The sequence below is a fragment of the Vreelandella zhanjiangensis DSM 21076 genome (genome assembly GCF_000377665.1).
Taxonomy (GTDB): Bacteria; Pseudomonadota; Gammaproteobacteria; order Pseudomonadales; family Halomonadaceae; genus Vreelandella; species Vreelandella zhanjiangensis.
Genome location: NZ_KB898649.1, coordinates 93,058 through 115,395 on the forward strand (window position 1 = coordinate 93,058; position 22,338 = coordinate 115,395).

21 protein-coding genes are annotated in these 22,338 nt (G+C 51.8%); 10 read left to right on the top strand and 11 right to left on the bottom strand.

Features of this window, described 5'->3' with window-relative positions; all coding sequences use genetic code 11:
• The first annotated feature begins 238 nt into the window (after positions 1–238).
• The 4 genes from pgaA to D467_RS0109455 are packed head-to-tail and all read left to right on the top strand — an operon-like array spanning position 239 to position 6,252.
• The gene (pgaA, locus tag D467_RS0109440) at positions 239–2,665 is read left to right on the top strand and encodes a poly-beta-1,6 N-acetyl-D-glucosamine export porin PgaA (RefSeq protein ID WP_018917268.1); all 2,427 of its coding nucleotides are present in this window, start codon (positions 239–241) and stop codon (positions 2,663–2,665) included.
• On the top strand, positions 2,662–4,623 hold the full coding sequence (gene pgaB, locus D467_RS0109445) for a poly-beta-1,6-N-acetyl-D-glucosamine N-deacetylase PgaB (RefSeq protein WP_018917269.1): 1,962 nt from the start codon (positions 2,662–2,664) through the stop codon (positions 4,621–4,623). The genes pgaA and pgaB overlap by 4 nt, the downstream gene beginning before the upstream one ends.
• Positions 4,620–5,870: a poly-beta-1,6-N-acetyl-D-glucosamine synthase gene (pgaC, locus tag D467_RS0109450; RefSeq protein ID WP_018917270.1), complete on the top strand. Its 1,251-nt coding sequence runs from the start codon at positions 4,620–4,622 to the stop codon at positions 5,868–5,870. The genes pgaB and pgaC overlap by 4 nt, the downstream gene beginning before the upstream one ends.
• Positions 5,860–6,252: a hypothetical protein gene (locus D467_RS0109455; protein ID WP_018917271.1), complete on the top strand. Its 393-nt coding sequence runs from the start codon at positions 5,860–5,862 to the stop codon at positions 6,250–6,252. Before pgaC ends, D467_RS0109455 begins: the two co-directional genes overlap by 11 nt.
• A 124-nt stretch (positions 6,253–6,376) precedes the next feature.
• On the opposite strand, the gene D467_RS0109460 is transcribed toward D467_RS0109455, so the two are convergent.
• The 5 genes from D467_RS0109460 to D467_RS0109480 all read right to left on the bottom strand — a co-directional run bounded on the left by D467_RS0109460 (position 6,377) and on the right by D467_RS0109480 (position 9,577).
• Positions 6,377–6,925 carry a nucleotidyltransferase family protein gene (locus D467_RS0109460; protein ID WP_018917272.1) on the bottom strand — a complete coding sequence of 183 codons (549 nt, stop codon included), beginning with the start codon at positions 6,923–6,925 and terminating at the stop codon, positions 6,377–6,379.
• The gene (locus tag D467_RS0109465) at positions 6,915–7,523 is read right to left on the bottom strand and encodes a class I SAM-dependent methyltransferase (protein WP_018917273.1); all 609 of its coding nucleotides are present in this window, start codon (positions 7,521–7,523) and stop codon (positions 6,915–6,917) included. Before D467_RS0109465 ends, D467_RS0109460 begins: the two co-directional genes overlap by 11 nt.
• Positions 7,524–7,595: 72 nt before the next feature.
• Complete coding sequence (locus D467_RS0109470) at positions 7,596–8,099, bottom strand: GNAT family N-acetyltransferase (RefSeq protein WP_018917274.1); 504 nt, start codon at positions 8,097–8,099, stop codon at positions 7,596–7,598.
• A 251-nt stretch (positions 8,100–8,350) separates the two neighbouring features.
• Entirely contained in the window at positions 8,351–8,824 is a 474-nt protein-coding gene (locus tag D467_RS0109475) for a GNAT family N-acetyltransferase (protein ID WP_208596475.1), read from the bottom strand.
• A 177-nt stretch (positions 8,825–9,001) separates the two neighbouring features.
• Complete coding sequence (locus tag D467_RS0109480; protein ID WP_018917276.1) at positions 9,002–9,577, bottom strand: hypothetical protein; 576 nt, start codon at positions 9,575–9,577, stop codon at positions 9,002–9,004.
• Positions 9,578–10,028: 451 nt separating this feature from the next.
• Here D467_RS0109480 and D467_RS0109485 point away from each other — a divergent pair, with 451 nt between their 5' ends.
• Positions 10,029–11,345, top strand: coding sequence for a hypothetical protein (locus tag D467_RS0109485; protein WP_018917277.1), 1,317 nt, complete (start codon positions 10,029–10,031; stop codon positions 11,343–11,345).
• A 67-nt stretch (positions 11,346–11,412) separates the two neighbouring features.
• On the opposite strand, the gene D467_RS0109490 is transcribed toward D467_RS0109485, so the two are convergent.
• Positions 11,413–11,934, bottom strand: coding sequence for a zinc ribbon-containing protein (locus D467_RS0109490; RefSeq protein ID WP_018917278.1), 522 nt, complete (start codon positions 11,932–11,934; stop codon positions 11,413–11,415).
• A 161-nt stretch (positions 11,935–12,095) separates the two neighbouring features.
• Here D467_RS0109490 and leuS point away from each other — a divergent pair, with 161 nt between their 5' ends.
• From leuS to D467_RS0109515, 5 genes are all read left to right on the top strand, one after another.
• Positions 12,096–14,681 (top strand): leucine--tRNA ligase, encoded by a 2,586-nt coding sequence (leuS, locus tag D467_RS0109495; RefSeq protein WP_018917279.1) that lies wholly within the window; start codon positions 12,096–12,098, stop codon positions 14,679–14,681.
• Positions 14,678–15,172 (top strand): LPS-assembly lipoprotein LptE, encoded by a 495-nt coding sequence (locus D467_RS0109500; protein ID WP_018917280.1) that lies wholly within the window; start codon positions 14,678–14,680, stop codon positions 15,170–15,172. The genes leuS and D467_RS0109500 overlap by 4 nt, the downstream gene beginning before the upstream one ends.
• The gene (gene holA / locus D467_RS0109505) at positions 15,169–16,236 is read left to right on the top strand and encodes a DNA polymerase III subunit delta (protein ID WP_018917281.1); all 1,068 of its coding nucleotides are present in this window, start codon (positions 15,169–15,171) and stop codon (positions 16,234–16,236) included. The genes D467_RS0109500 and holA overlap by 4 nt, the downstream gene beginning before the upstream one ends.
• A gap of 103 nt (positions 16,237–16,339) precedes the next feature.
• Positions 16,340–16,744 carry a PA2779 family protein gene (locus D467_RS0109510; RefSeq protein ID WP_018917282.1) on the top strand — a complete coding sequence of 135 codons (405 nt, stop codon included), beginning with the start codon at positions 16,340–16,342 and terminating at the stop codon, positions 16,742–16,744.
• Between the two features lie 10 nt (positions 16,745–16,754).
• Positions 16,755–17,684 carry a PA2778 family cysteine peptidase gene (locus D467_RS0109515; protein WP_018917283.1) on the top strand — a complete coding sequence of 310 codons (930 nt, stop codon included), beginning with the start codon at positions 16,755–16,757 and terminating at the stop codon, positions 17,682–17,684.
• A 94-nt stretch (positions 17,685–17,778) separates the two neighbouring features.
• Here the strand turns inward: D467_RS0109515 and sthA are convergent, their stop codons facing one another.
• The 5 genes from sthA to D467_RS0109540 all read right to left on the bottom strand — a co-directional run bounded on the left by sthA (position 17,779) and on the right by D467_RS0109540 (position 22,337).
• Positions 17,779–19,170, bottom strand: a complete 1,392-nt coding sequence (sthA, locus tag D467_RS0109520) for a Si-specific NAD(P)(+) transhydrogenase (protein ID WP_018917284.1) — start codon at positions 19,168–19,170, stop codon at positions 17,779–17,781.
• 81 nt (positions 19,171–19,251) lie between these two features.
• Complete coding sequence (gene nqrM / locus D467_RS0109525; RefSeq protein WP_018917285.1) at positions 19,252–19,506, bottom strand: (Na+)-NQR maturation NqrM; 255 nt, start codon at positions 19,504–19,506, stop codon at positions 19,252–19,254.
• A gap of 241 nt (positions 19,507–19,747) precedes the next feature.
• Positions 19,748–20,980, bottom strand: a complete 1,233-nt coding sequence (nqrF, locus tag D467_RS0109530) for an NADH:ubiquinone reductase (Na(+)-transporting) subunit F (protein ID WP_018917286.1) — start codon at positions 20,978–20,980, stop codon at positions 19,748–19,750.
• A 69-nt stretch (positions 20,981–21,049) separates the two neighbouring features.
• Complete coding sequence (gene nqrE / locus D467_RS0109535) at positions 21,050–21,667, bottom strand: NADH:ubiquinone reductase (Na(+)-transporting) subunit E (protein ID WP_018917287.1); 618 nt, start codon at positions 21,665–21,667, stop codon at positions 21,050–21,052.
• Position 21,668: 1 nt separating this feature from the next.
• Positions 21,669–22,337, bottom strand: a complete 669-nt coding sequence (locus D467_RS0109540; RefSeq protein WP_018917288.1) for an NADH:ubiquinone reductase (Na(+)-transporting) subunit D — start codon at positions 22,335–22,337, stop codon at positions 21,669–21,671.
• Position 22,338 lies beyond the last annotated feature (1 nt).

Here is a 22,338-nt window from a genome sequence, read left to right on the forward strand (position 1 = left end):
AAAGACAAATGGCTACAACTATTTATAAAAAATACAAAAATATTAAAAAGTACTAAAAATTTAAGTTTCGACAACTCATTATTAAGACTGACCCTACCACTTAGCTTTAATTATTATTATCCCCTGCAATATCAACATTTACCCTAGTTCTATCGCTTAGATCCTCTTATACACTGGAAACATATGTTCTTAGTAACAATATGTAGTTGCCACTTCCTTTCAGTGTAGGAATAACACCATGCACGGTCGTCCTCGCTCCTTATTGCCGGTTTGCCTGCTTGCCTGTTTAACCGTAGAGACAGCCTACGGGCAAACTACTACCGATATACAGCGTGAAGCCCTTGTGGCTCAGGCAGGTCAAGGAGGTTTGGAAACCTCGATTGAAGGCCTTCGAACACTTTACTCCCAAACACAAAATACTCGCGTACGTTCGGACCTGATTGCATTACAGGTACGTGCCGGGCAATACCAGGAAGCACTAGCTGTCTGTTCCTGGTGCCAGCCTGGTGACTTTACTGAAAACGAACTTGCCAACCTGGCTGGTGCGGCACGTAGTGCGGGTGATTACCCCAAAGCACTATCGCTATTTCAAGCGCTGACCTATCGCAACCCAAACAATGCAGAGGGGTGGCTTGGACGTGCCTTAGTCCAGACAGACATGGGTAATTACACCATGGCCGATATCGCTCTACAGCAACATAGCCAAGTCGCGGGCACCACTACTGCGGGCCTGGAAGCCAGAGGCTACCTTGCATCACGTACCTCTAACGCGATGCAAGAACTGGGTGCCCGGCAGGCACTGGTGGAGCAAGACCCTGCAAATACCAACGAGCTGCAGGCACTTTATCGCTTGGCGGTAGGGCTGGGGGCCAGCTCTGCTGCCCGACAAATCATGCAGACCAATCCCACCGTATTCTCCGAAAGTGATCGTTTGTGGCTTACCTACTATGAATCGGTTACCGATATACGCCTGGGAATCCACACCGACCAGCCATCCAGAACCCGTGCAGGATTGGCGCAGATAAATAGTGTTCTGCAATCAGCGGGCACTCCCCCAGAGCTTGTTACCTTAGCTGAATATGACAAAGTGGTAGCGCTTGCCGAACTTAGGCAATTTCCGGAAGCGGAAGCACTAGCGATGCGGCTTGAAAGCCAGCATGGCCAATTGCCAACCTACGTCAACCGCGCCAGAGCCTACGCATTGAATGGCTTAGGCCGCCCCAACCAAGCGACAACGCTTTATGAGAACCTGATCCAGCAGGCGCCTGAAAAAGGCTCTGATCCGGACGACCCACTCAATGAAGGGCTTTTTTACAGTTATACGGATGCACAACGCTTTCGTGATGCCGACCGGTTACTGGCGGCATGGCGTGCGGGTGAACCCGAACAGCGCTGGGATTTCACCCGCACAACGCGCATTGAAAACCCCAACTATCAAAAAATTCTGTTACTTGAAATATTGCTTACCTCGTGGCGTGGCGATACCGGTGCCGCTAGCGAACGCCTGGCAAGTTACCTGGATCAGGCGCCCGGCGACCCGTACCTTTGGCAGATCAAGGGCGACCTTGAGCGTGACCGTGGTTGGCCAAGAAAAGCCGAAGAGTCGTATCAGCACGCGGAACAGTTAATGCCGCCCACGCAGCGCGATGCACCCCGCCATGGGGTGCTGCTTTCCAGGCTCCAGCGCGGCCAGTGGCGCGATACCACAACTCAAATTGCCAATGAGCTAGCCACCGCCAGGCCTAGTCCAACGCGTGATGAGCTGGCCCGTGAGTGGCGTGAACTGCGTGCCCCCCAATTGAGCAGCACGGTTGCCCGTAGTGAAGGCCAAGGAAGCGGTACTCAGGCCTCCAAGGAGTGGCGCTATGAAGTGCTGCTGGAAGGACCGCGCGATGAGAATGGCTCACGCGCGTTCGCTCAACGCATTGGCCAATATGGTGAGTTTGAAGGCGAAAACCTTTATGCGGCGTATACCGCCGCAGGCTACGAATGGAACCTCTACCCGGCAACCGTGACGATTGCCGCCGGACACGGCGCTCAGCTCAATAACGATTTTATGGCCCGTACCGAGCTTCGCTACGCGGTATCCGATCACCTCACCACCACGTTAGGCGTCGAAATTAACACACCCGATACACCGCTGCGGGCACTACGCGACGGAGTGACCGCCGATCGTTATCGGGGAGAACTTGCTTACCGACACGACGAGCGGGGCGCAGGCGCAATTGGCCTGATGGCAACCAACTTTACCGATAGCAACCTACGCCAATCAGTTTACGGCTATTGGGACCAGATTCTTTATCACTTCGATCGCTGGCAGGTTAACGGCGAGATTCAAGCGTCTGCCTCGCGCAATGATGAAGTTGAAGCCAGTTACTTCAATCCACGTCGTGATGCCAATTTGGGCGGTGTTTTATCCCTTAGCTATGAGCTGCCTCTTGATTACCGCAAGTCCTTTACACAAACCCTGGCGCTGGGTTCAGGACATTACTGGCAAGAAGATCAGGATAGCGAAAACACGTGGTCAGTGGGCTATCAGCACAAGTGGCTAATAGCACCCACGCTTAGCATCGAGTACGGCATTTCAAGACAAAGGGCCGTTTACGACGGCACCCCTGAGTACGACAACAGTATTTCGGCCAGCTTTGTATGGAGGTTTTTATGAAATTTTGGCGCGTCTTTCTTGTTAACGCTGCCCTGCTGGTCATGCTGGGGCTACAACAAGCCCATGCAGAACGTACCCCTGGTGATTATGTAGTGATCAGCTATCACGACATTGTTGATACCACTGTCACACCGGACTTACCCATTTACTCGCAAACCATCACTCGTGCCCGGTTAATAGAACACTTCAATCTACTTTCGGCAGGTGGTTATCAGCCGGTTAGCTTGCAGCAAATTATCGATGCCAAAGCAGGCGGGCAGCCTCTGCCCGACAAAGCCGTGCTGCTCACCTTCGATGATGGCTATCGCAGCTTCTACGACATTGTCTTCCCGCTGCTAAAGCTGTACGGGTTTCCTGCCGTTCAAGCCGTCGTCGGCAGTTGGCTGGATGTCCCTGAAGGCGGCCGGGTACCTTACGGCAATATTACCCTACCCCGGGAGCGGTTTTTAACCTGGGAGCAGGTGCAGATTCTGGACGAATCGCCGCTGGTCGAAATCGCTTCTCATACCTACAACCTGCATTACGGGGTTAAAGGCAACCCGATGGGCAACGAGCAGGCAGCCGCGGTAACTAGCATCTGGAACCCGGAAACCGGCTACGAAAGCGAGGCCGCTTATGTAGAACGAATTCGCAACGATATGGCACGAACCCAACAGCAGTTTCAGACACACATGGGTCGCTCGCCCCGCATGATGGTATGGCCTTACGGCGCATCTAGTCAGGCAACGCTGGATATCGCCGCTGAATACGGCATGATCTATACCTTTAGCCTGTTAAGCGCACCTAACCAGCTGCATAGCTCCATGCGCTCTATCAACCGCTACCTGATCGACCAGGAAACCGGCCTTCAGACGATTGAAGAAATTCTTTCCGACCGCGTCTGGGAACCCGAAGACCTGCGCATTGTTCACGTGGATATAGATTATGTTTACGACGACGACCCCATTCAGCAAGAACAGAATCTCGACAGGCTGATCGAGCGTATCTACAACTACGGTGTTACCACCGTTTATCTGCAGGCGTTTGCAGATCCTGATGGTGATGGCGTGGCCGATGAACTCTACTTCCCCAACCGCCATTTGCCGGTTAGAGCCGACCTGTTTAACCGGGTAGCCTGGCAGTTAAAAAAACGCGCGGGCGTCAAGGTATATGCGTGGATGCCGGTACTCTCGTTCGATCTTGGTGACGACTACCGCTATGTCATCGACTCACAAACAGGCCTTGAAGCCCCAGACCGCTACCGTCGCCTTTCACCCTATGTGGAAGACAACCGGCGCATCATTCGCGAAATTTATCAGGACCTTGGACGCCTGACGAAATTCGATGGCGTGATATTTCACGATGACGCTTTTTTAAACGATTTTGAGGATGCCAACCCCGAAGCACTGGCTGCCTACGCTCAGGCCTCCTTACCTCGCGATATTACCGCTATTAAGAATGACGCAAGCCTTATGGCGGCCTGGACACAGCATAAAACCCAATTTTTAACCGACTTCACCCGAGAGCTGGAGCAGGCAGCCAACTACTATCGCCAGGCAGACAATAAAGAATTCACTACTGCGCGTAACCTGTATGCCCGCACGGTGATGAATCCAGAAAGCCAGCAATGGTTCTCGCAGGATATTCAAAACTTCGCATCGGGTTACGATTTTGTTGCCGTAATGGCCATGCCCTACATGGAAGAGGCCGAAAATCCGGATGAGTGGTTGCGGGAATTAGCCAGACGTTCGCTTGCTCAGGTGAGTTCCAAGCAGTTGGTCTTTGAACTGCAAACCCAGGATTGGCGCACTCAAACACCCGTTTCCAGCGAAGAGTTAGCACGATGGGTACGCCTGCTGCGCGAAGAAGGCATTCAGCATATCGGCTACTACCCGGATGATTTTCTCCAGAACCATCCAAATCTTAGTGTGCTACGACCAGCTTTTTCCAATGGCCGCCGCTTTAGGGCAACACCATGAACATACTTGAATACCTAGCCATCTTTACGCTTGGCTACCCAAGCCTAATGGCAACCATCTGGATCTGTGGCGGTATCTACTTTTATGTACATTGGGAGCGTAAACAGCCCTGGCCTGCCAAGCTTGAATGGGACGAAAACGCACCCACCGTCACGGTACTGCTACCCTGCTATAACGAGGGCGCTAATGTTGATGAAACCGTTCACCACCTGTTCAAGCAGAACTATCCGCAGATGAAGGTTATTGCCATCAATGATGGCAGTAAGGATGACACCGGTAGTCGGCTTGAGGCGCTTGCGCTTATATACACGGACTTAAAAGTGCTGCATCAACCCAACCAGGGCAAAGCCAGCGCCATGAACCATGGGCTAAGTGAGGCGACGAGCGACATCATTGTGGGAATCGATGGAGATGCCATCCTCGATTACGACGCTATCGGCTACATGATGGGGCATTTTATGAACAGCCCTAAAGTAAGCGGCGTCACCGGCAACCCTCGCGTGCGAACCCGTTCAACCGTCATTGGCAAAATACAAACCGGCGAATTTTCCGCGATTATCGGTCTTATCAAGCGTGCCCAGCGTATCTACGGCATGGTGTTTACCATATCTGGGGTTATCTGCGCGTTTAGACGCACAGCACTGGAGAAAGTCGGTGGCTGGAACACCGATATGATTACCGAAGATATCGACGTGAGCTGGCGTTTGCAGCTGGCAGGTGGCCATGTCCGCTATGAACCACGCGCCATGTGCTGGGTATTGATGCCTGAAACGCTTCGCGGGCTATTCAAGCAGCGGCTGCGCTGGTCACAAGGTGGCGGTGAAGTCGTTCTACGCTACTTCTCACAAACTATCCGCTGGAAAAACCGGCGCTTCTGGCCATTGATGCTGGAATACATCATCAGCGTAGCCTGGTGCTACTCGGTTATCGCGCTACTGATCGCCTGGCTTGTTTCTCAAGCGAACCAACCCATGGAATGGCCGATCACTACTCAGGTGTTCTCGTATTTCGGCAGTATTTTGATAGCGGTTAGTTTTATCCAGTTCACCGTCAGCTTTTATATCGACAGCCGCTACGATAAAGAGATATTTCGCTGCGTTTACTGGAGCATCTGGTACCCGTTTGCCTACTGGATTCTCAATATGGCGACCGTTGTTATTGCCTTCCCCAAAGCCATGATGCGTCAGCAGGGAAGGCTTGCCACCTGGACCAGCCCAGACCGAGGAGAGCGTTTCCATGAACAATAAGCTCGTACCTATCATCATTGATAACCCCTGCCAGAAAGGCTTGGGCTATCGTATCCGCGACGTCATTATTACAACGGCCACCCTTATCTTGTGGCTGCTTGTACTGGCAAGGCTATACACCTTCTTTATCATCGAAGAAGCCATTCTTGAACAGCTTTACGGCTCACTGATGATCAAAGTGGTTGCCGTCAGTTTTATCGTCACCTTCTTAACCTTCCACTGTTGGGCGGTTTATAACCAATTTTTGTACACCAGTATTCTGAAGCGCCAAGCGCGCCACATGGAACCGCCTACCCTTGAAATCGATAATAAAATGGCTAATGAACAAACAATCACCGCCCCACTGCCAAAGCAGAAAGTAACCGAAGCACACACTAGGTGATTCATCAAAACGGAGGGCTAACCCCTCCATTCAGGTCACGGCAGATCTGACTGGAGGGTATCAAAGCATACCGTTCCTACCCCTGCAGACGTCTGTTTTAGCGCGTAATAACGCTGATATTGCGTTAAGGATTTAACACCTTCAACTGGGGCCATATCTCCAGCCAGCGTTTTTCAGCAATACGTCGTTTAAAGTCGAGTGGTTTGGGCCTTTTGGTATTCAGCGTGATAGTAAAATCAAATAAAGGATCAACCCCGAACGGTGCGATAATTACCACCTCACCGTTATCATCCAGCGATGCACCCACGGCGGTTTGAACCTCCACCCAATAGCTCATGGCATCCGCCGTTGAGGTATAGGGCTGGTCCAGATTCCGCACATGCATTCTGGCCTGATTTTTGACCGACCACGGCAAATCCACAGTGCGTTTGAGCCTCTTTTCAATATGGCGATCGCGCTCTTCAGAGACGTTGCTGGGGTCAAAGTAGATCAGGTCAATATCGTTAAGCGCAGTGGGACTTGAAAACCCATGCATTTTGTCCCATACCAGGTTGCGCACAAAGCCCGCTGCCAGGCATCCATCGGGTAGCCCCATTTCAGCCGCCGCATACAGCGCCTTCATGCGTTTTTTATCCTGGGCAATCCATTGTTCAAGCTGCGCGCTATGTTTCATTGACTACAGTAATCTTCTGAGCAACGACAGAATAAGTATGCCAATGCTTTTGCTTACTCAGCAACGTCATACCTTCTGCATCATGTTCATGAATATCAAGGATCTTGAAATCGCGGGCAAAGAGTTCGTTTAACTCAGCTTTTGAGTGAACAGTAAGATCGCCGTGTCCCATCTTTACCCAGGAATCGTTGGGGCCCATAAAGTGACCGCAAAACACGCCTCCTTTGAGCAGCGATCGGGCGATATTCATCCAGGCAGTCGCAAACCGTTCCTGATAGCAAAAGAACAGGCTTGAGCACGCGTTTATTAAGGACGACTCTGGATACGCAAAGTACTCAAAGCTGCAAACCTGAGGAAATAACGTTCTATCGAGATGTAGCTGGCCCTTTTCACGCAAGCGGGCAATAGCCGCATCGCTTTTATCATAGGCATGCACTGTAAAGCCTCGCTCGAGCAGAAAAAGAGCATCACGGCCTGCGCCGCAGCCTGCATCCACCGCGACTTTGGGCAGCGAAGTGTCCACTACTTCAAGAGCCATCTTGAGGTGAGGATAGACCTCTACACCCAATGAACGCTGATAGTACGTTTGCTCGCTCATGCTCGATTCTCAACAGGTTTAAAATTGACAAACAGTAAAGTCAGGTTGAGTACCGCAGAGGCATCGTGACAATCAAGGTGCATTGATCACGTACCGCTGAATAATTTCTCCACCGTCGTTAATTTCAGATTCCAAGGAGCCGCCATTTGCGATGATCATCTGCGAGGAAGGCAAGTTGTGTTTATGACAGTGAATATGAACCGGGTGAATGCCACGCTCCAACGCCTTTTCCAAAGTAAGCGCCAGCAGATGCCTCCCAAGCCCACTTCCCCGCTGGGTAGGCCTTATACTAAGCCCAATATGACCACCTGCATGCCGTATTCGATGGTTAAGATGATGCCGGAGGTTAGATACTCCCAGAATCTCACTCTCATCTACCAGCCAATAGGTGCTTGATGGAACGAGCCGCTCTTGCAGATCAGTACCGTTTTTGAATGTTTCCAGCTTCGCTAGAAGCTTACCAAAATCAGAATGATCGAAATCCAAGGGAAAAGGATAGCGCTCTTCATCGCCAAGCTCTTGGATGTATTCCCGGTAGCTACGCTCATATTCTAGGTTTGGAAGTATTAACTGCATTTAATAATAATCCTTGGATGCTTGCAGCACATACCGTTCCCACCTGATCAACCCCGGAACCGAATAGGTAAATATCACTGCCTGACTTAGCAAGCGCACTTCAGCTAGAGACAGCGTTTGCTGTACTGCATAGAAAATTACTGAGTCAGTCATGACCTCTGAAACATTGTTTCGCAGCTTGACTGCCTCATGGGTATGTGGGGCTGATAAGCGCTGCAAGACGGAACCTGCAAGTGATGCAGCCATTACGCTTACAAATTAATGTTACGTGCAATCATCAATACTTCATCTGCTGAATATAAATTGCGAATGGTTGCCTCAACTTCAGCGCCTAATGTTGATTTATATAGCCTCTGAGCAGCATTATCAGCTCTTGTAGTTACTAGTATATGTTTTAACGTAGAACCATGTGTTACTAGCTGCTCTTTAACCAAAGGTAGTGAGCTTTCAATTAACTGCTTACCAACTCCCTGGCCTTGACGATTTGGTAATACTGCCAGCTGCTCTAACTCCAGAACAGCTTCAGAACGAAACCCACTCTTTTGCATCCACATAATATAACCAATAACGTTACCACTAACCTCTGCGACAAAGCAGAGAAATCGTGGAGAGGCGCTAAAGTTACATTTTAGCCATTCATAAGAATGCGCTTGGCGAGGAAATGCAAGCGAATGTACTTTTGCTGCTTCGTCTAGATCAGTAGCTTCCATTTGTCTTATTTTCATTAATAAACCATCAATTTATAGATAAAAAACGACTGCTGAAAACTTATTCCCACGCTATCAATTTCCTATGCTTGCTAAAGCGTAAAATCTACCAGTAGCTGACGTCCACCCAAACGATGACTCAAATAATATCAGCATCACTGGCGTCTGACTGTTCTTCAATACAGCAATACTAAATCAGTGCCGCCTCAACAGACGATTGAGGAAACGCATAGCGGCATTAGGACGAGGGCGACAATCCCATTTATATACCTTTCCCTGTGGCATCTCGGTATCTGCACCGTAACCTGTGAGGTCTTTAGCTTGAAACAGAGGAAGAGAGTAAACGTGATCAACTTCTTCATCACCGTTACTATCCTGCTCGCGTTGCATTTGCAATAATGTTTTCTTAATGACGTAATAGTTCCCCGGCGGCTTACCATTTTCTTCAAGATGATAGATGTCTTCATCACCATAATGGTATGCCCCCCAAACGTTGACCCCATTTTCCCAGAATGATACTTCTGACATCCGAGGGCGCTCCTCAACTTCACAAAAGAGCACTTTGCGATTTAACGAAAGATAACGGCGCTCCTTATATCGTGCGAAGAGCGAGGCACGCTTGTCACCATATTCAAATATAAAAAGCTGTTCTTCTGGCGTTACGATGGCGATTAAGTCAGGATCTTCGGTATTACTTGTCTCTTCGGCCAACAAGTCCTTCTTCATTTGCGCAAAATGCTTTGCATCACAAACTAGCCATGAGAGGTCCATGCTCTATTGTTCCTTTTCTATATATTGTTCATAAATGAGAATACAAAAATACTTTTTAATCCTGAACAAAAAACTTCGTGACAGTGATTAAGCGTTTACTTTTCCATAGCGGGCAACCATACCATTCGGCGGGCTGCGTATCATGCGCTTAGATTTATCGTTTGGCAGCAACGATAGCTTTCGAAAGCTATCTTCTGAAGCTTATCCACTCTTGCACGCTCCTGCCGAGGCATTTTCGCGGGTGCCTTATTTGTTCGTTCCTCACAAATCGTTACCACGCGCTACGAGTACCTATCTCCCAGATTTATTCTAGGATAGTGGAGCCGCATAATCATCGTGCGCTAAAGCGAACGCCCACAAGTGCTGGTTGCTTTTGCGGCCTTGAAAACAGCATTGCTAGCCTTCCTTCGCAAATCCTATTAGCCTGCTAATTCACTACTAAGGGTTTGTCATGCAAGAGACCACTTCTCGGCAGCGTTTAGCGGGCGTGCTGATTTTGCTTGGGCTGATCGCTCAGATTCTCGGTTTTACGGGCTTATTAAATACGGCGCATGCGGTGAGCTATTTGTTGTGGCTCTCGGTGGCGTTGCTTTGGCGGGATATCCCTAAGCGCTCGCGGGTTCAGGCGGGGGTGTTGATGGGCCTGGGCCTTTCGATGCTGTTAGTAGCGCGCTTTGTTTATAACGCCGAGGTGGATTGGCCCGCGATGCTGCAGGGCAATGCTTTTGTGGCGGCCATGCTTGTCGGCGTGAGCTTTATTTCTCTAGTGGGTAAACAGCAGGGGCGAAAAAGGGCCTCCGGCAAGAAGCTGACGGGCAGCGGCGGCATTTTGCGCACGTGGCTGGGCGTGCATTTTCTGGGCACAATTTTGAACATGTCGACGATTATTATGGTGGGCGATCGTTTGGCGCGCTCAGGCCCCCTTTCAATGCCTCAGTATCTGGCGCTGAACCGCGGGCTTTCCAGTGCCGCGACGTGGTCGCCCTTTTTTGCGTCCATGGGCATCGTCATCGCCTTAGCCCCCGAGATGCAGTACTCCCACATCGCGCTGTTTGGTCTTCCTTTGGCGATGGCATCAGGATTACTGACCACCCTGGAACTGGGACGGCGGTTTGATTTAAGCAATGTGCTGGGCTTCTCACTGGCACCCCGCAGTTTATTGATGCCGGTCGTGATGGCGCTTCTGGTCATGGTGTTTCACTTTTGGCTTACACCTGAGCTATCCATTGTGGGAATTATCACTTTTTTAATTCCAAGTGTCGCTTTGCTTTATAACTTGCGGGAGGGGCCACGCTACACGCTTCGTCGCGTTCGTCAGCATACGACGACGCGTTTACCGGCGATGCGCGGTGAGATCTCGTTATTTTTAGCGGCAGGTTTATTAACACTAGGCCTGTCTACCTTGGTAACTGCACTAGCAGGCAGCGATTGGACACTGTTCGAAGCCTTTGGGGCTCCACAAGGCATGGTGAGTTTTATCGCTATCGTGCTAAGTGCGCTGGCGGGCCTTCACCCGATTATCGGGGTTTCGGTACTGGCTTCCATGGTGAGCTTGCAAGGCGGAGAACACACCCTGTTTGCCTTTGTGGGGCTATGCTCATGGGCAGTGGGCACCAGCGTCGGGCCATTGTCGGGGATTAATTTATCCCTGCAGGGACGCTACGGCGTTAGCGGTTATCGCATTATGAAGAACAATCTATTTTATGCGGGAGTAATGAGTCTGCTTTCGCTGGGCTCGATTGCCGGGTTGAGCTATTTAGTCAATTAGCTGCTTAGACGTGGGCAGCCCTATAAAGGGGCTGCCACGCCAATGTATTTATCCCAGACAGCAACGCTTACGTTTCGATGATTTTATTGGGGAATCGGTAGAAATAGCGATGCCCACACTGATGGCAAGGCTCCAGGCGAGCTACCTGCGGCAGCATCACCTGGGCATCGCAATGCACACAAGCCATCAAGCCAGGGGCGGCTATTTCACCTTCACAGTAATCAGCCCGAGCTGCCTCCAGGTCTTCGGCAAAGCGTTCACGCTCAACTACACTACGGTCGGCGATAGACAGTAGCGACTCCGCTACCCGCCGCGACAGGCCGCTGATATCAATGCCCAGCCACGTGGCGACCTGCATACCGGTATCGGCCAGGTAGTACCGCATATCTTTTAGATCACGCTCCACCCAGGCGCGCAGCAACGCCAGCTCATCTTTGGTGTACTCTTCAAGCTCTGCCTCAAAAGCGACTGCGTCGTCTAGATCCTTTTGCAAGTTGTCCCACGTCAGCTCATTGGCGCCATCCTGCATGCGTTCCAGCAGGCGTTCATAGCCCTCGCGCAGGCGATGGTCATTGTGTTGTTCACTCATGGTACCTCTCCTTTTATCGACGCAGTTATTTCCTATCATCAGCTTGCCGTTCAAGGATACTCCTTCATAGGATACAATCGACATTACTTATCTGACAGTCGTCATCTACCATTCACTTTGCGCCCAAGTTGGGCGAATACGCCAAGGCATTAAAAAAACCGATGGACGCACACTATAGCCCTCGTGAAATCGAACGTGACGCCCAGCAGTACTGGGACAAACATCAGTGCTTCAAAGCAGTAGAAGACGCGAATCGCGAGAAATTTTACTGCCTATCCATGTTCCCCTACCCCAGCGGTAAGCTGCACATGGGCCACGTGCGTAACTATACTATCGGCGACGTTGTCTCACGTTTCCAGCGCATGCAGGGCAAAAATGTGATGCAACCCATGGGCTGGGACGCCTTCGGCATGCCGGCGGAGAATGCCGCTATTCAAAACCAGGTACCGCCTGCCAAGTGGACCTACCAGAATATTGATTACATGCGTAATCAGCTAAAGGCGCTGGGGTTTGCCTACGATTGGAGCCGTGAATTCGCTACTTGCGATACCAGTTACTATCGCTGGGAGCAGTGGTTCTTCACCAAGCTGATTGAAAAAGGCCTGGTGTACAAGAAGATGTCCACGGTGAACTGGGACCCGGTCGATCAGACCGTACTCGCCAATGAACAGGTCATTGATGGCTGTGGCTGGCGCTCTGGCGCTCCGGTTGAGCGCAAAGAAATTCCGCTGTGGTTCTTGAAAATCACCGACTATGCCGACGAGCTGCTGACTGACCTGGATAAAGTGGAGTGGCCTGAGCAGGTCAAAACCATGCAGCGCAACTGGATTGGCAAATCCCGTGGCGTTGAACTGACGTTTGATATCGAAGCGGCCGATGGCAGCGCAGCCGAGCCGCTGGCGGTTTACACCACCCGCCCGGATACACTGCTGGGCGTTACCTATGTGGCGGTTGCCGCAGGCCACCCGCTTGCAAAACAGGCGGCGGAGCATAATAGCGAGCTTGCCGCGTTCTGTGCCGAGTGCGCCAAAGGCGGCACGTCTGAAGCGGAAATGGCCACCAAAGAAAAGCTTGGCATGGCGACCGGTCACTTAGCGGTTCATCCGCTGACCGGTGACAAAGTCCCGGTTTTTGTGGCTAATTTCGTGCTTATGGAATTTGGTACCGGCGCAGTCATGGCAGTACCTGCTCACGACCAGCGCGACTGGGAATTCGCCACCAAGTACGGCGTCGAGATCAAACCGGTTATCGCCGATGAAAATGGCCAAACACCGGACCTTTCCGAAGCCGCGTTTATCGAGCACGGCAAGCTGATCAATTCCGGTGAGTTCGATGGCCTTGAGTTCGAGCAGGCGTTCGATGCGATTGCCGCCAAGCTTGCGGCAATGGGCCGGGGTGAAACCAAAACAAACTTCCGCCTGCGCGATTGGGGCGTTGCCCGCCAGCGTTACTGGGGTGCACCGATTCCGGTTAAATACGGCCCGGAAGGCCAAACCGTTCCGCTGACTGACGACGAGCTTCCGGTTGCCCTGCCTATGGAAGTAACTGTGGATGCCTCCGGCTCACCGCTTAAGAAAATGCCCGAATTTTCTGACCTTGGCGATGGCTGGGTACGCGAAACCGATACCTTCGACACCTTTATGGAGTCCTCGTGGTACTTCGCACGCTTCTGCTGTGCCGATAACCACGACGCCATGCTGGATGATCGCGCCAACTACTGGCTGCCGGTTGATCTTTATATTGGCGGTATCGAGCACGCTATCCTGCACCTGCTCTACGCCCGCTTCTTCCACAAGCTGATGCGTGATTTTGGTCTGGTGGATTCCGACGAGCCGTTCCAGCAGCTGTTAACGCAGGGCATGGTGATCGCAGAAACCTTCTATCGCACCACCGATAACGGCGGCAAGCAGTGGTTCAATCCAGCCGATGTTGAAGTTCAGCGTGATGATAAAGGTCGCCCGTTGAACGCAGTGCTTATGAGTGACGGCCAGCCGGTTGAGATGGGCGGCATTGAGAAGATGTCCAAATCGAAGAACAACGGCGTTGACCCGCAGTCGATGATCGACAAATTCGGGGCTGATACGGTTCGCCTGTTCATGATGTTTGCCGCTCCGCCCGAACAGTCGCTGGAATGGTCTGATTCCGGCGTTGAAGGCTCGCACCGTTTCCTCAAGCGGATCTGGCGTCAGGTCAACGAGCACATCGAAGCGGGTACACCGGGTGAATTAACACTGGATACGCTTAACGATGAGCAGAAAGCGCTGCGTCGTAAAACCCATGAAACGATCAAGAAAGCCAGCGACGATATTGGTCGCCGTACCACGTTCAATACGGCGATTGCGGCAGTCATGGAGCTTTCCAACGCGATTGGCAAGTTCGATGATACTTCCGAGCTGGGCCTGGCGGTTAGCCGCGAAGCGCTTGAAGCCTGCGTGCTGCTGCTTGCACCGATCACTCCGCACCTTTGCCACAGCCTGTGGCAGCGCCTGGGGTACACAGAGCCCGCGATTGAAGCACAATGGCCGGTTATTGATGAAGTGGCACTTACGCGTGACAACATCGAACTCGTTGTTCAGGTAAACGGTAAATTACGTGCTCGCCTGGAAGCCCCGGCGAGTGCGGACAAAGCAGCCATCGAGAAGCTCGCGATGGAAAACGAAAACGTCCAGCGCCACCTGGAAGGCAAAACGGTCCGTAAAGTTATTGTCGTGCCGGGTAAGCTGGTAAACATCGTGGTAAGCGGATGAACCGACGTACCTTTCTGACTACCAGCATTGCCGCCTCGGCGGCAGTGCTACTTAGCGGCTGTGGCTTTCATCTACGCGGCAGCGGCTCCATGCCCACTCTGCCTGCGCTTGCCCTTGAAGGCGATGTGACCAGTGCCACGGCACAACAGCTACGCGCACGCCTGCAACAGCTAGGCACTGAGGTTGATCCCACTGCGCCTTGGCGCGTTACATTAGGACCGCCTTCTCGGTTAGAGCGGCGTATAGGTAGCGATAGTCGTGCCAGCCGTGAACATGAACTCACACTTAGCACGACGCTATCCGTGCAACAGCGCGACACCAATGCCTATGCACTTAATAACGCAACGGTGTCGGTCAGTAGCCGCATCCGGGTCAATGATGACGACTTGCTTAACCGCGAGACGCTCTTTCGTGAAGCTCAGGATACGCTTGCTCGTCAGCTAGCGCAGCGGATTGTCGAACGCCTGGCGAATGTTAAGGGTTTTGAGTGAAGGTTTTTGCTGACCAGCTATCTGCAACGCTTGCCAAAAAACTGCCCAAGGTAGTCATTGTGGCCGGTGAAGAACCGCTTCAGCATCGTGATGCCTGCGATGCCGTGCGGACGGCTGCTCGTCAGGCGGGTATTGAAGAACGCGAAGTGCTGGATGTAGATGCCAACTTTGCCTGGGGGCGCCTATTGGAAGCCTCCAGCAATTTGTCGTTGTTTGCTACTCAAAAACTAATGGAAGTGCGGCTAGGCACCCATAAGCTTGGCCAGGAAGGTAGCAAAGCCTTGGTTCAGTACGCTGAAATGATGGAAGGCAGCGACGACATACTGCTTATCAGCATGGGCAAGCTAGACGCCAAGCAGCAAAAAAGTGCCTGGTTTAAAGCTCTCGACAAGCACGGTGTGTTCGTACCCGTATGGCCGGTGGACAATTCACGCCTTGGCTACTGGCTTCGCGACCGCGCATCACTCCATGGCCTGCAAATTGATCTTGAGGCGGCACGCCTTTTAGGTGAACGCACCGAGGGCAACCTGCTGGCGGCTGATCAGGAGCTTCAAAAACTCTCGCTGATTCACCCTCAAGGCACGCGATTAAACGTGGAAAGCATTGCTCAGGGCGTTGAAGACAGCTCGCGCTTTGACGTTTTCAACCTGGCGGATGCCTGTTTAAAAGGCGAAACCAGCCGCGCTTCTCGTATTGTGCAGGGCTTGCGTAGTGAAGGCGTCGAAGCACCTATCGTGCTATGGGCATTAAGCCGCGAGCTGCGCACCCTGCTCTCTTTGCATCAGCACCTGGATCAAGGCCAGAGCTTTGAACATGCCTGCAAAACCCAAAAGCCGATGATTTTTGACAAGCGCCGTCCCGCCTATCAAAAAGCCATTAAACGTCTTCCCATGAAGCGTTTGCATAAACTCCTGTTGATGGCCCAACGGCTTGATCTTGCCGTGAAAGGTGCATCGGTGGTGCCGTTATGGCCCGGTCTGCATGATTTGGCGATGACCATGGCCGGTGGCAAAGGCATACTTTCTGAAATGGCCTCGACCTATCGCATTAGTGCAAATAATTAGCATCTTGCACAATTGACTTAAAACTCACGCGTTTTATTTCTATACTCTTGATTCCAGCAGTAAAGTACCTCTCCCCTCTGAACAGTCTATAAGGAAGAAGACGATGAAAACATTGCGCGCTTACCTCTCTACGCTCTTAATCGCGGCGCTCGTGATCACCAGCCTGCCCGTTGCTGCTGCGCCTGCCGCTCCGCAATCCATGGATCTAGTTTCAACTCAGTCTGTTTTAGCAGGTGATCGTGCCGGTGCTGACCGTGAGAAAATCAATGAAATTCTGGCTCGTGCCGACGTACAGGACCAGCTGCTAAAGCAGGGTGTGGATCTTGATGAAGTAGACGCTCGTGTTGCCGCGTTGAGCGATGCTGAAGCACAGCAAATGGCTCAGCAGCTTGATCAGCTACCTGCCGGCGCTGGTGGCGGTGTTATCGGCGCTTTGTTTGCCGTTTTCATCATTTTGCTGATTACTGATATTCTCGGTTTGACCGACGTTTATCCGTTTACCCGCTAAGCCAGTCACTATGAAAACGTTGTTACCCTACGCCCGCTTTGCGGGCGTTTTTATGCTTACTCTACTGCTTGCTGCCTGCGCACGTAGCCCGGTGTTACTCGACAGCACCTACGAAGCTTTAACCCCTCAGGTAGAAAATCGTACCGTACCGTTTTTTGCTCAAACCGAGTACCAGTGCGGCCCGGCAACGCTTGCCATGGTGTTGAATTATCAGGGTGTTGAGGTAGACGTAGATCAGCTGATCCCGCAAGTATTCTTGCCAGGACGCGACGGCAGTGTTCAACCTGAAATGCTGGCCACCGTCCGTCGCCACCAACAGCTTGCCTACCCCATTCGCGGCACCATGGATGCGCTGTTAAACCATTTAGCTAACGGCGACCCGGTCGTGGTGATGCAGAACCTTTCTTTGCCTATTTACCCAATGTGGCACTATGCGGTCGCGATCGGGTTTGATTTACCCGATGAAACGCTCATCCTGCGCAGTGGTGAACGTGAGCGACACACCCTGTCGTTCAGCCGATTTGATGCCACCTGGGCACGCAGCGACCGCTGGGGGTTTATTGTTGCCGACCCAGGTACCCTGCCGGAAGGTATTACCGCGCGTAATGCCTTGGAAGCTATTAGCGCTTATGAAGAAATCCACGGGCCAAAAGAAGCCTTGAGCAGTTGGCAAGCCCTTATTGCCCGCTATCCGAGCAATCCGCTAAGTCAGTTTGCGCTGGGCAACGCCCTGTATGCCGATGGGCAGCCGGAGAAAGCCATGGCAGCTTTTGACGCGGCAACTCAATATGATGCCCAAATGGGGGCAGCATGGCTAAATCTAGGGATACTGCGACTACAGCAGAACAAGCCTGATGAGGCACGTGATGCCTTGATGCAAGCGGCGTCGATTGAAGGCAGTTGGCAGGAACGCGCCCAGCAGCTCTTGGACGAGTATTAGACATACGCAAAAGGGGCCGCTCGGCCCCTTTTTTAAAGCAACGCGTTGTTTCAATAAAATATTAGTAACAACGTGCTACTCAATTGATGGCGCTTTAAAACACTCGGTTCAAGCCATTTTGTGCTGCTACCCGATACGCTTCTGCCATGGTCGGGTAGTTAAACGTCGTATTCACGAAGTACTTGAGAGTATTGGCTTCGCCCGGCTGCTGCATAATTGCCTGGCCGATATGCAGTATCTCCGAGGCCTGATCGCCAAAGCAGTGGATACCCAGAATCTCCAGTGTGTCTTGGTGAAACAGGATTTTCAGCATCCCCACCACGTCGCCAGTGATTTGCGCCCGCGCGGTGTCTTTAAAGAACGCCTTACCGACTTCATAAGGGACTTTTGCTTCGGTAAGTTCACGTTCGTTAGGGCCAAACGAACTGATTTCGGGAATGGTGTAGATGCCGGTGGGTACATCACTAACAAAGCGATACTCTTTATCAAGCAGCTCGTTACATGAATTGAGCCCCTGGTCGTAAGCCGCGCTGGCAAGACTTGGCCAACCGATAACATCGCCAGCTGCATAAATATGCGGAATCGACGTCCGATAATGCTCATCAACACTAAGCTGACCACGCCCATTGGCTTCCAGGCCAATATTCTCAAGCCCCAGGCTATCCGTGTTACCGGTCCGCCCGTTAGCCCACAAAAAGGCATCGGCGCGGATTTTCTTACCTGATTTGAGATGTACCACCACGCCGGATTCATCGCCTTCAACACTTGCGTAATCTTCATTATGACGGATCAATACACCGTGTTTACGCAAATGATAAGACAACGCATCGCTGATCTCAGCATCCAGGAAGGAGAGCAGGCTTTCGCGATTATTGATCAAATCGACTTTAAGGCCCAGCCCTGAAAAGATTGACGCGTATTCACAGCCGATAACGCCAGCACCGAAGATCACTAGCGTACGCGGCGTGTGCTCAAGGCTTAAAATAGTATCGGAGCAGTAGATACGCGGATGGCGAAAATTGATATCCGCCGGCCGATAGGGCCGTGAGCCGGTAGCAATAATGATTTTCTTGGCGACCAGCTCTTCCATGCCCTCGTGCTGGTCACGCACTACCAGCGTATGCTCATCCTTGAAGCGCGCAATGCCATGGAACAAGTCGATACGGTTGCGGGCATAAAACGTGGTGCGCATTTCCACCTGTTTATCGATAGTGCCGCGAGAGCGCTCCATTACTTTTGGAAAAGAAAACCAGCGGGGCTCACCGATATCGCGAAACATGCGGTTAGTATTGAACGCCATGATTTGCTTGACCTGATGGCGTAGCGCTTTTGAGGGAATAGTGCCCCAGTGCGTACAGTTACCACCCACCTGTGCCTGCTTTTCGATAATCGCCACGCGCTTACCGTGCTTTGCAGCGTTGATAGCAGCACTTTCCCCTGCGGGACCTGTACCAATAACCACGACATCGTAATTGTGAACCGCCATACTCTCTGCGTCTCCTCTTTCCCCAATAATTAGGCGCAGCGGATCACTCGGCTGCGCCTGCTAAGCCCTTCAAGAGTGGCTTTATCGCCGCGTTACGTCATAGCCCAGGTCTGCACCACGACTTTCATCGCTACGCCGACGCACGCCGCTCCGCTTGCGGTTCTCTTCTTCGCATACTTCATCTTTACCGCCGCAAATATCGCAGCCGTCTTTCATGCCAATTTGGTTTAAACCACCGCAGGAGCCTGCGATAGGTTTACGGCCCATTAGAACGCCAACCGCCATCGCGCTCATAATCAGCGCCATAAAACCAAATACCAGTAGCCAGATTGCCATGTAAACCTCCCAGCATTGCTTTTGATGCACCACCTGCCGACAACAGTTAAGGCAATTAGTGCCCTTCAGTCATTCATCATTACCTCTATTGTACCTTAGCCGCCAGACACTTATTAGCGCAGGTGGCTATTCGCACAGGTAATGCAGGTTTTGCCCCGTTTAGCCCTATTCATAAACAAAGGGGCCAACCTTACGGCCAGCCCCCAATGCGCCCAAAGGGCATGTACTAATGAATCATTACTTATCCGCCGAAATCATCCAACATGATGTTTTCAGGCTCAACGCCGAGATCAAGCAGCAGCTTAATCACAGAGGCGTTCATCATGGGCGGCCCACACATGTAGTACTCACAATCTTCAGGCGCAGGGTGATCCTTCAGATAGTTTTCAAACAGCACGTTATGGATAAAGCCGGTTGGGCCTTCCCAATTATCTTCAGGCTGCGGGTCGGAAAGCGCCAAGTGCCACTCAAAGTTCGGGAACTCTTCTGCCAACTGGTCGTACTCTTCGTTGTAGAAGGTTTCACGCCAGGAGCGAGCACCGTACCAGAAAGACATCTTACGATCTGACTTAAGACGCTTAAGCTGGTCAAAGATATGGCTACGCATTGGCGCCATACCGGCACCACCGCCGATAAAGATCATTTCAGCATCGGTATCCTTGGCGAAGAACTCACCAAACGGACCCATTACCGTTACCTTGTCACCCGCCTTCAGACTGAAAACATAGGTAGACATCAGGCCCGGCGGATGGCTGCTGCCAGGAGGCGGTGTCGCAATACGAATATTGAACTTGAGGATACCCTTTTCTTCCGGGTAGTTCGCCATGGAGTAAGCGCGAATCACTTCCTCATTGTTCTTGTGGGCAACGTCGAATATGCCAAACTTTTCCCAATCACCACGATACTCTTCTTCGATATCGAAATCGGCGAATTTAATATCGTAAGGCGGTGCGACCAGCTGGACATAACCACCGGCACGGAAGGCAACTTCTTCACCTTCAGGCAGTTTCAGGTTCAGCTCCTTGATGAAGGTAGCGACGTTCGGGTTAGCGATAACCTCGGTTTCCCATTTCTTAACGCCAAACACTTCTTCAGGTACTTCTACCTTCATGTCCTGCTTAACCGGCACCTGACAAGAGAGCCGCCAGCCCTCTTTCTTTTCACGCATGGTGAAGTGGGACTCTTCGGTAGGCAGAATCGAGCCGCCGCCCTCTTCAACACGGCACTTACACTGGGCGCAAGAACCACCGCCACCGCACGCAGAGGAGAGAAAAATACCGTTTGCCGCTAGCGTGTTCAAAAGCTTGCCGCCAGCCTGAGTCTTCAGGGTGTGTTCGGGGTCGTGATTGACTTCAATCGTCACATCCCCGCTACTCACTAGCTTGCTACGCGCTGCCAGAATGATCGCCGTTAAGCTGATAACGATGACCGTGAACATGACAACACCGAGCAAGATGATAGTTGTATCAACCATATCGGTTTCCTATTGCTGAGGTTTCCTGTAACCCGGCGATGCATCACCGCCGGGAAAAACCAGTCCCGATTAGAGCTGAATGCCCGAGAAGGACATAAAGCCCAGCGACATCAGACCCACGGTGATGAACGTGATACCCAGCCCCTGCAGGCCTCCAGGCACATCGCTGTATTTCAGCTTTTCGCGAATACCTGCAAGCGCGGCAATGGCCAACGCCCAACCGGTGCCCGCACCAAAGCCGTATACCACCGCCTCACCGAAGTTATAGCTACGCTCTACCATGAACAGTACGCCGCCCAGGATGGCGCAGTTAACGGTGATTAACGGCAGGAATACACCCAGCGCGTTGTAGAGCGAGGGCACGTACTTATCAAGGAACATCTCCATGATTTGTACCAGTGCCGCAATAACCCCGATATAGGAGAGCAGACCCAGGAACGAAAGATCGATATTTTCAGCACCGCTGATACCGGTCCATGTCAACGCACCTTCTTGCAGCAAGTAAGTGTAGACAAGGTTGTTAACCGGCACGGTGACGGTCAGTACCACGATGACGGCAATGCCTAGACCGATCGCTGAAGAAACCTTCTTGGATACGGCAAGGAAAGTACACATGCCCAGGAAGAAGGCCAGCGCCATGTTCTCGACGAAAACCGAAGCAACGAAAAGGCTTAAATAGTGTTCCATGTTACACGGCCTCCTGTGGCTTTGAGTTTTCCTTCATTTTGAACTCGGTCACTTCTACCTGCTCGGGATTGACTGAGCGCAGTACCCAAATCAACAGACCGATAATAAAGAAGGCAGATGGCGGCAACAGCAGCAGACCGTTGGGCACATACCAACCGCCGTTTTGAACCGTCGGCAGAATGGTAAAGCCAAACACGCTACCAGCGCCCAACAACTCGCGGAAGAAGCCAACCACCAAGAGCACGAAACCATAGCCCAGACCGTTACCGATACCGTCTAGAAACGACATACCGGGCGTATTGGACATGGCGAAGCCTTCAGCACGGCCCATAACGATACAATTGGTAATGATCAGACCAACAAACACCGACAGCTGTTTAGACATTTCATAAGCGTAGGCTTTGAGGATCTGGTCAACCACGATTACCAGCGAGGCAATGATGGTCATCTGCACGATGATACGGATCGCGGAAGGAATATGATTCCGGATCAGCGATACGAAGAAGCTAGAAAGCGCCGTTACAAAGATAACGGCCAACGCCATTACCAACGACACGCTCATGCTGGTAGTTACCGCCAGCGCCGAACAAATACCCAATATCTGAAGTGCAATCGGGTTGTTCTGAAAAATTGGCGCTATTAATACGCTTTTTGCATTTACGTCCGCCATG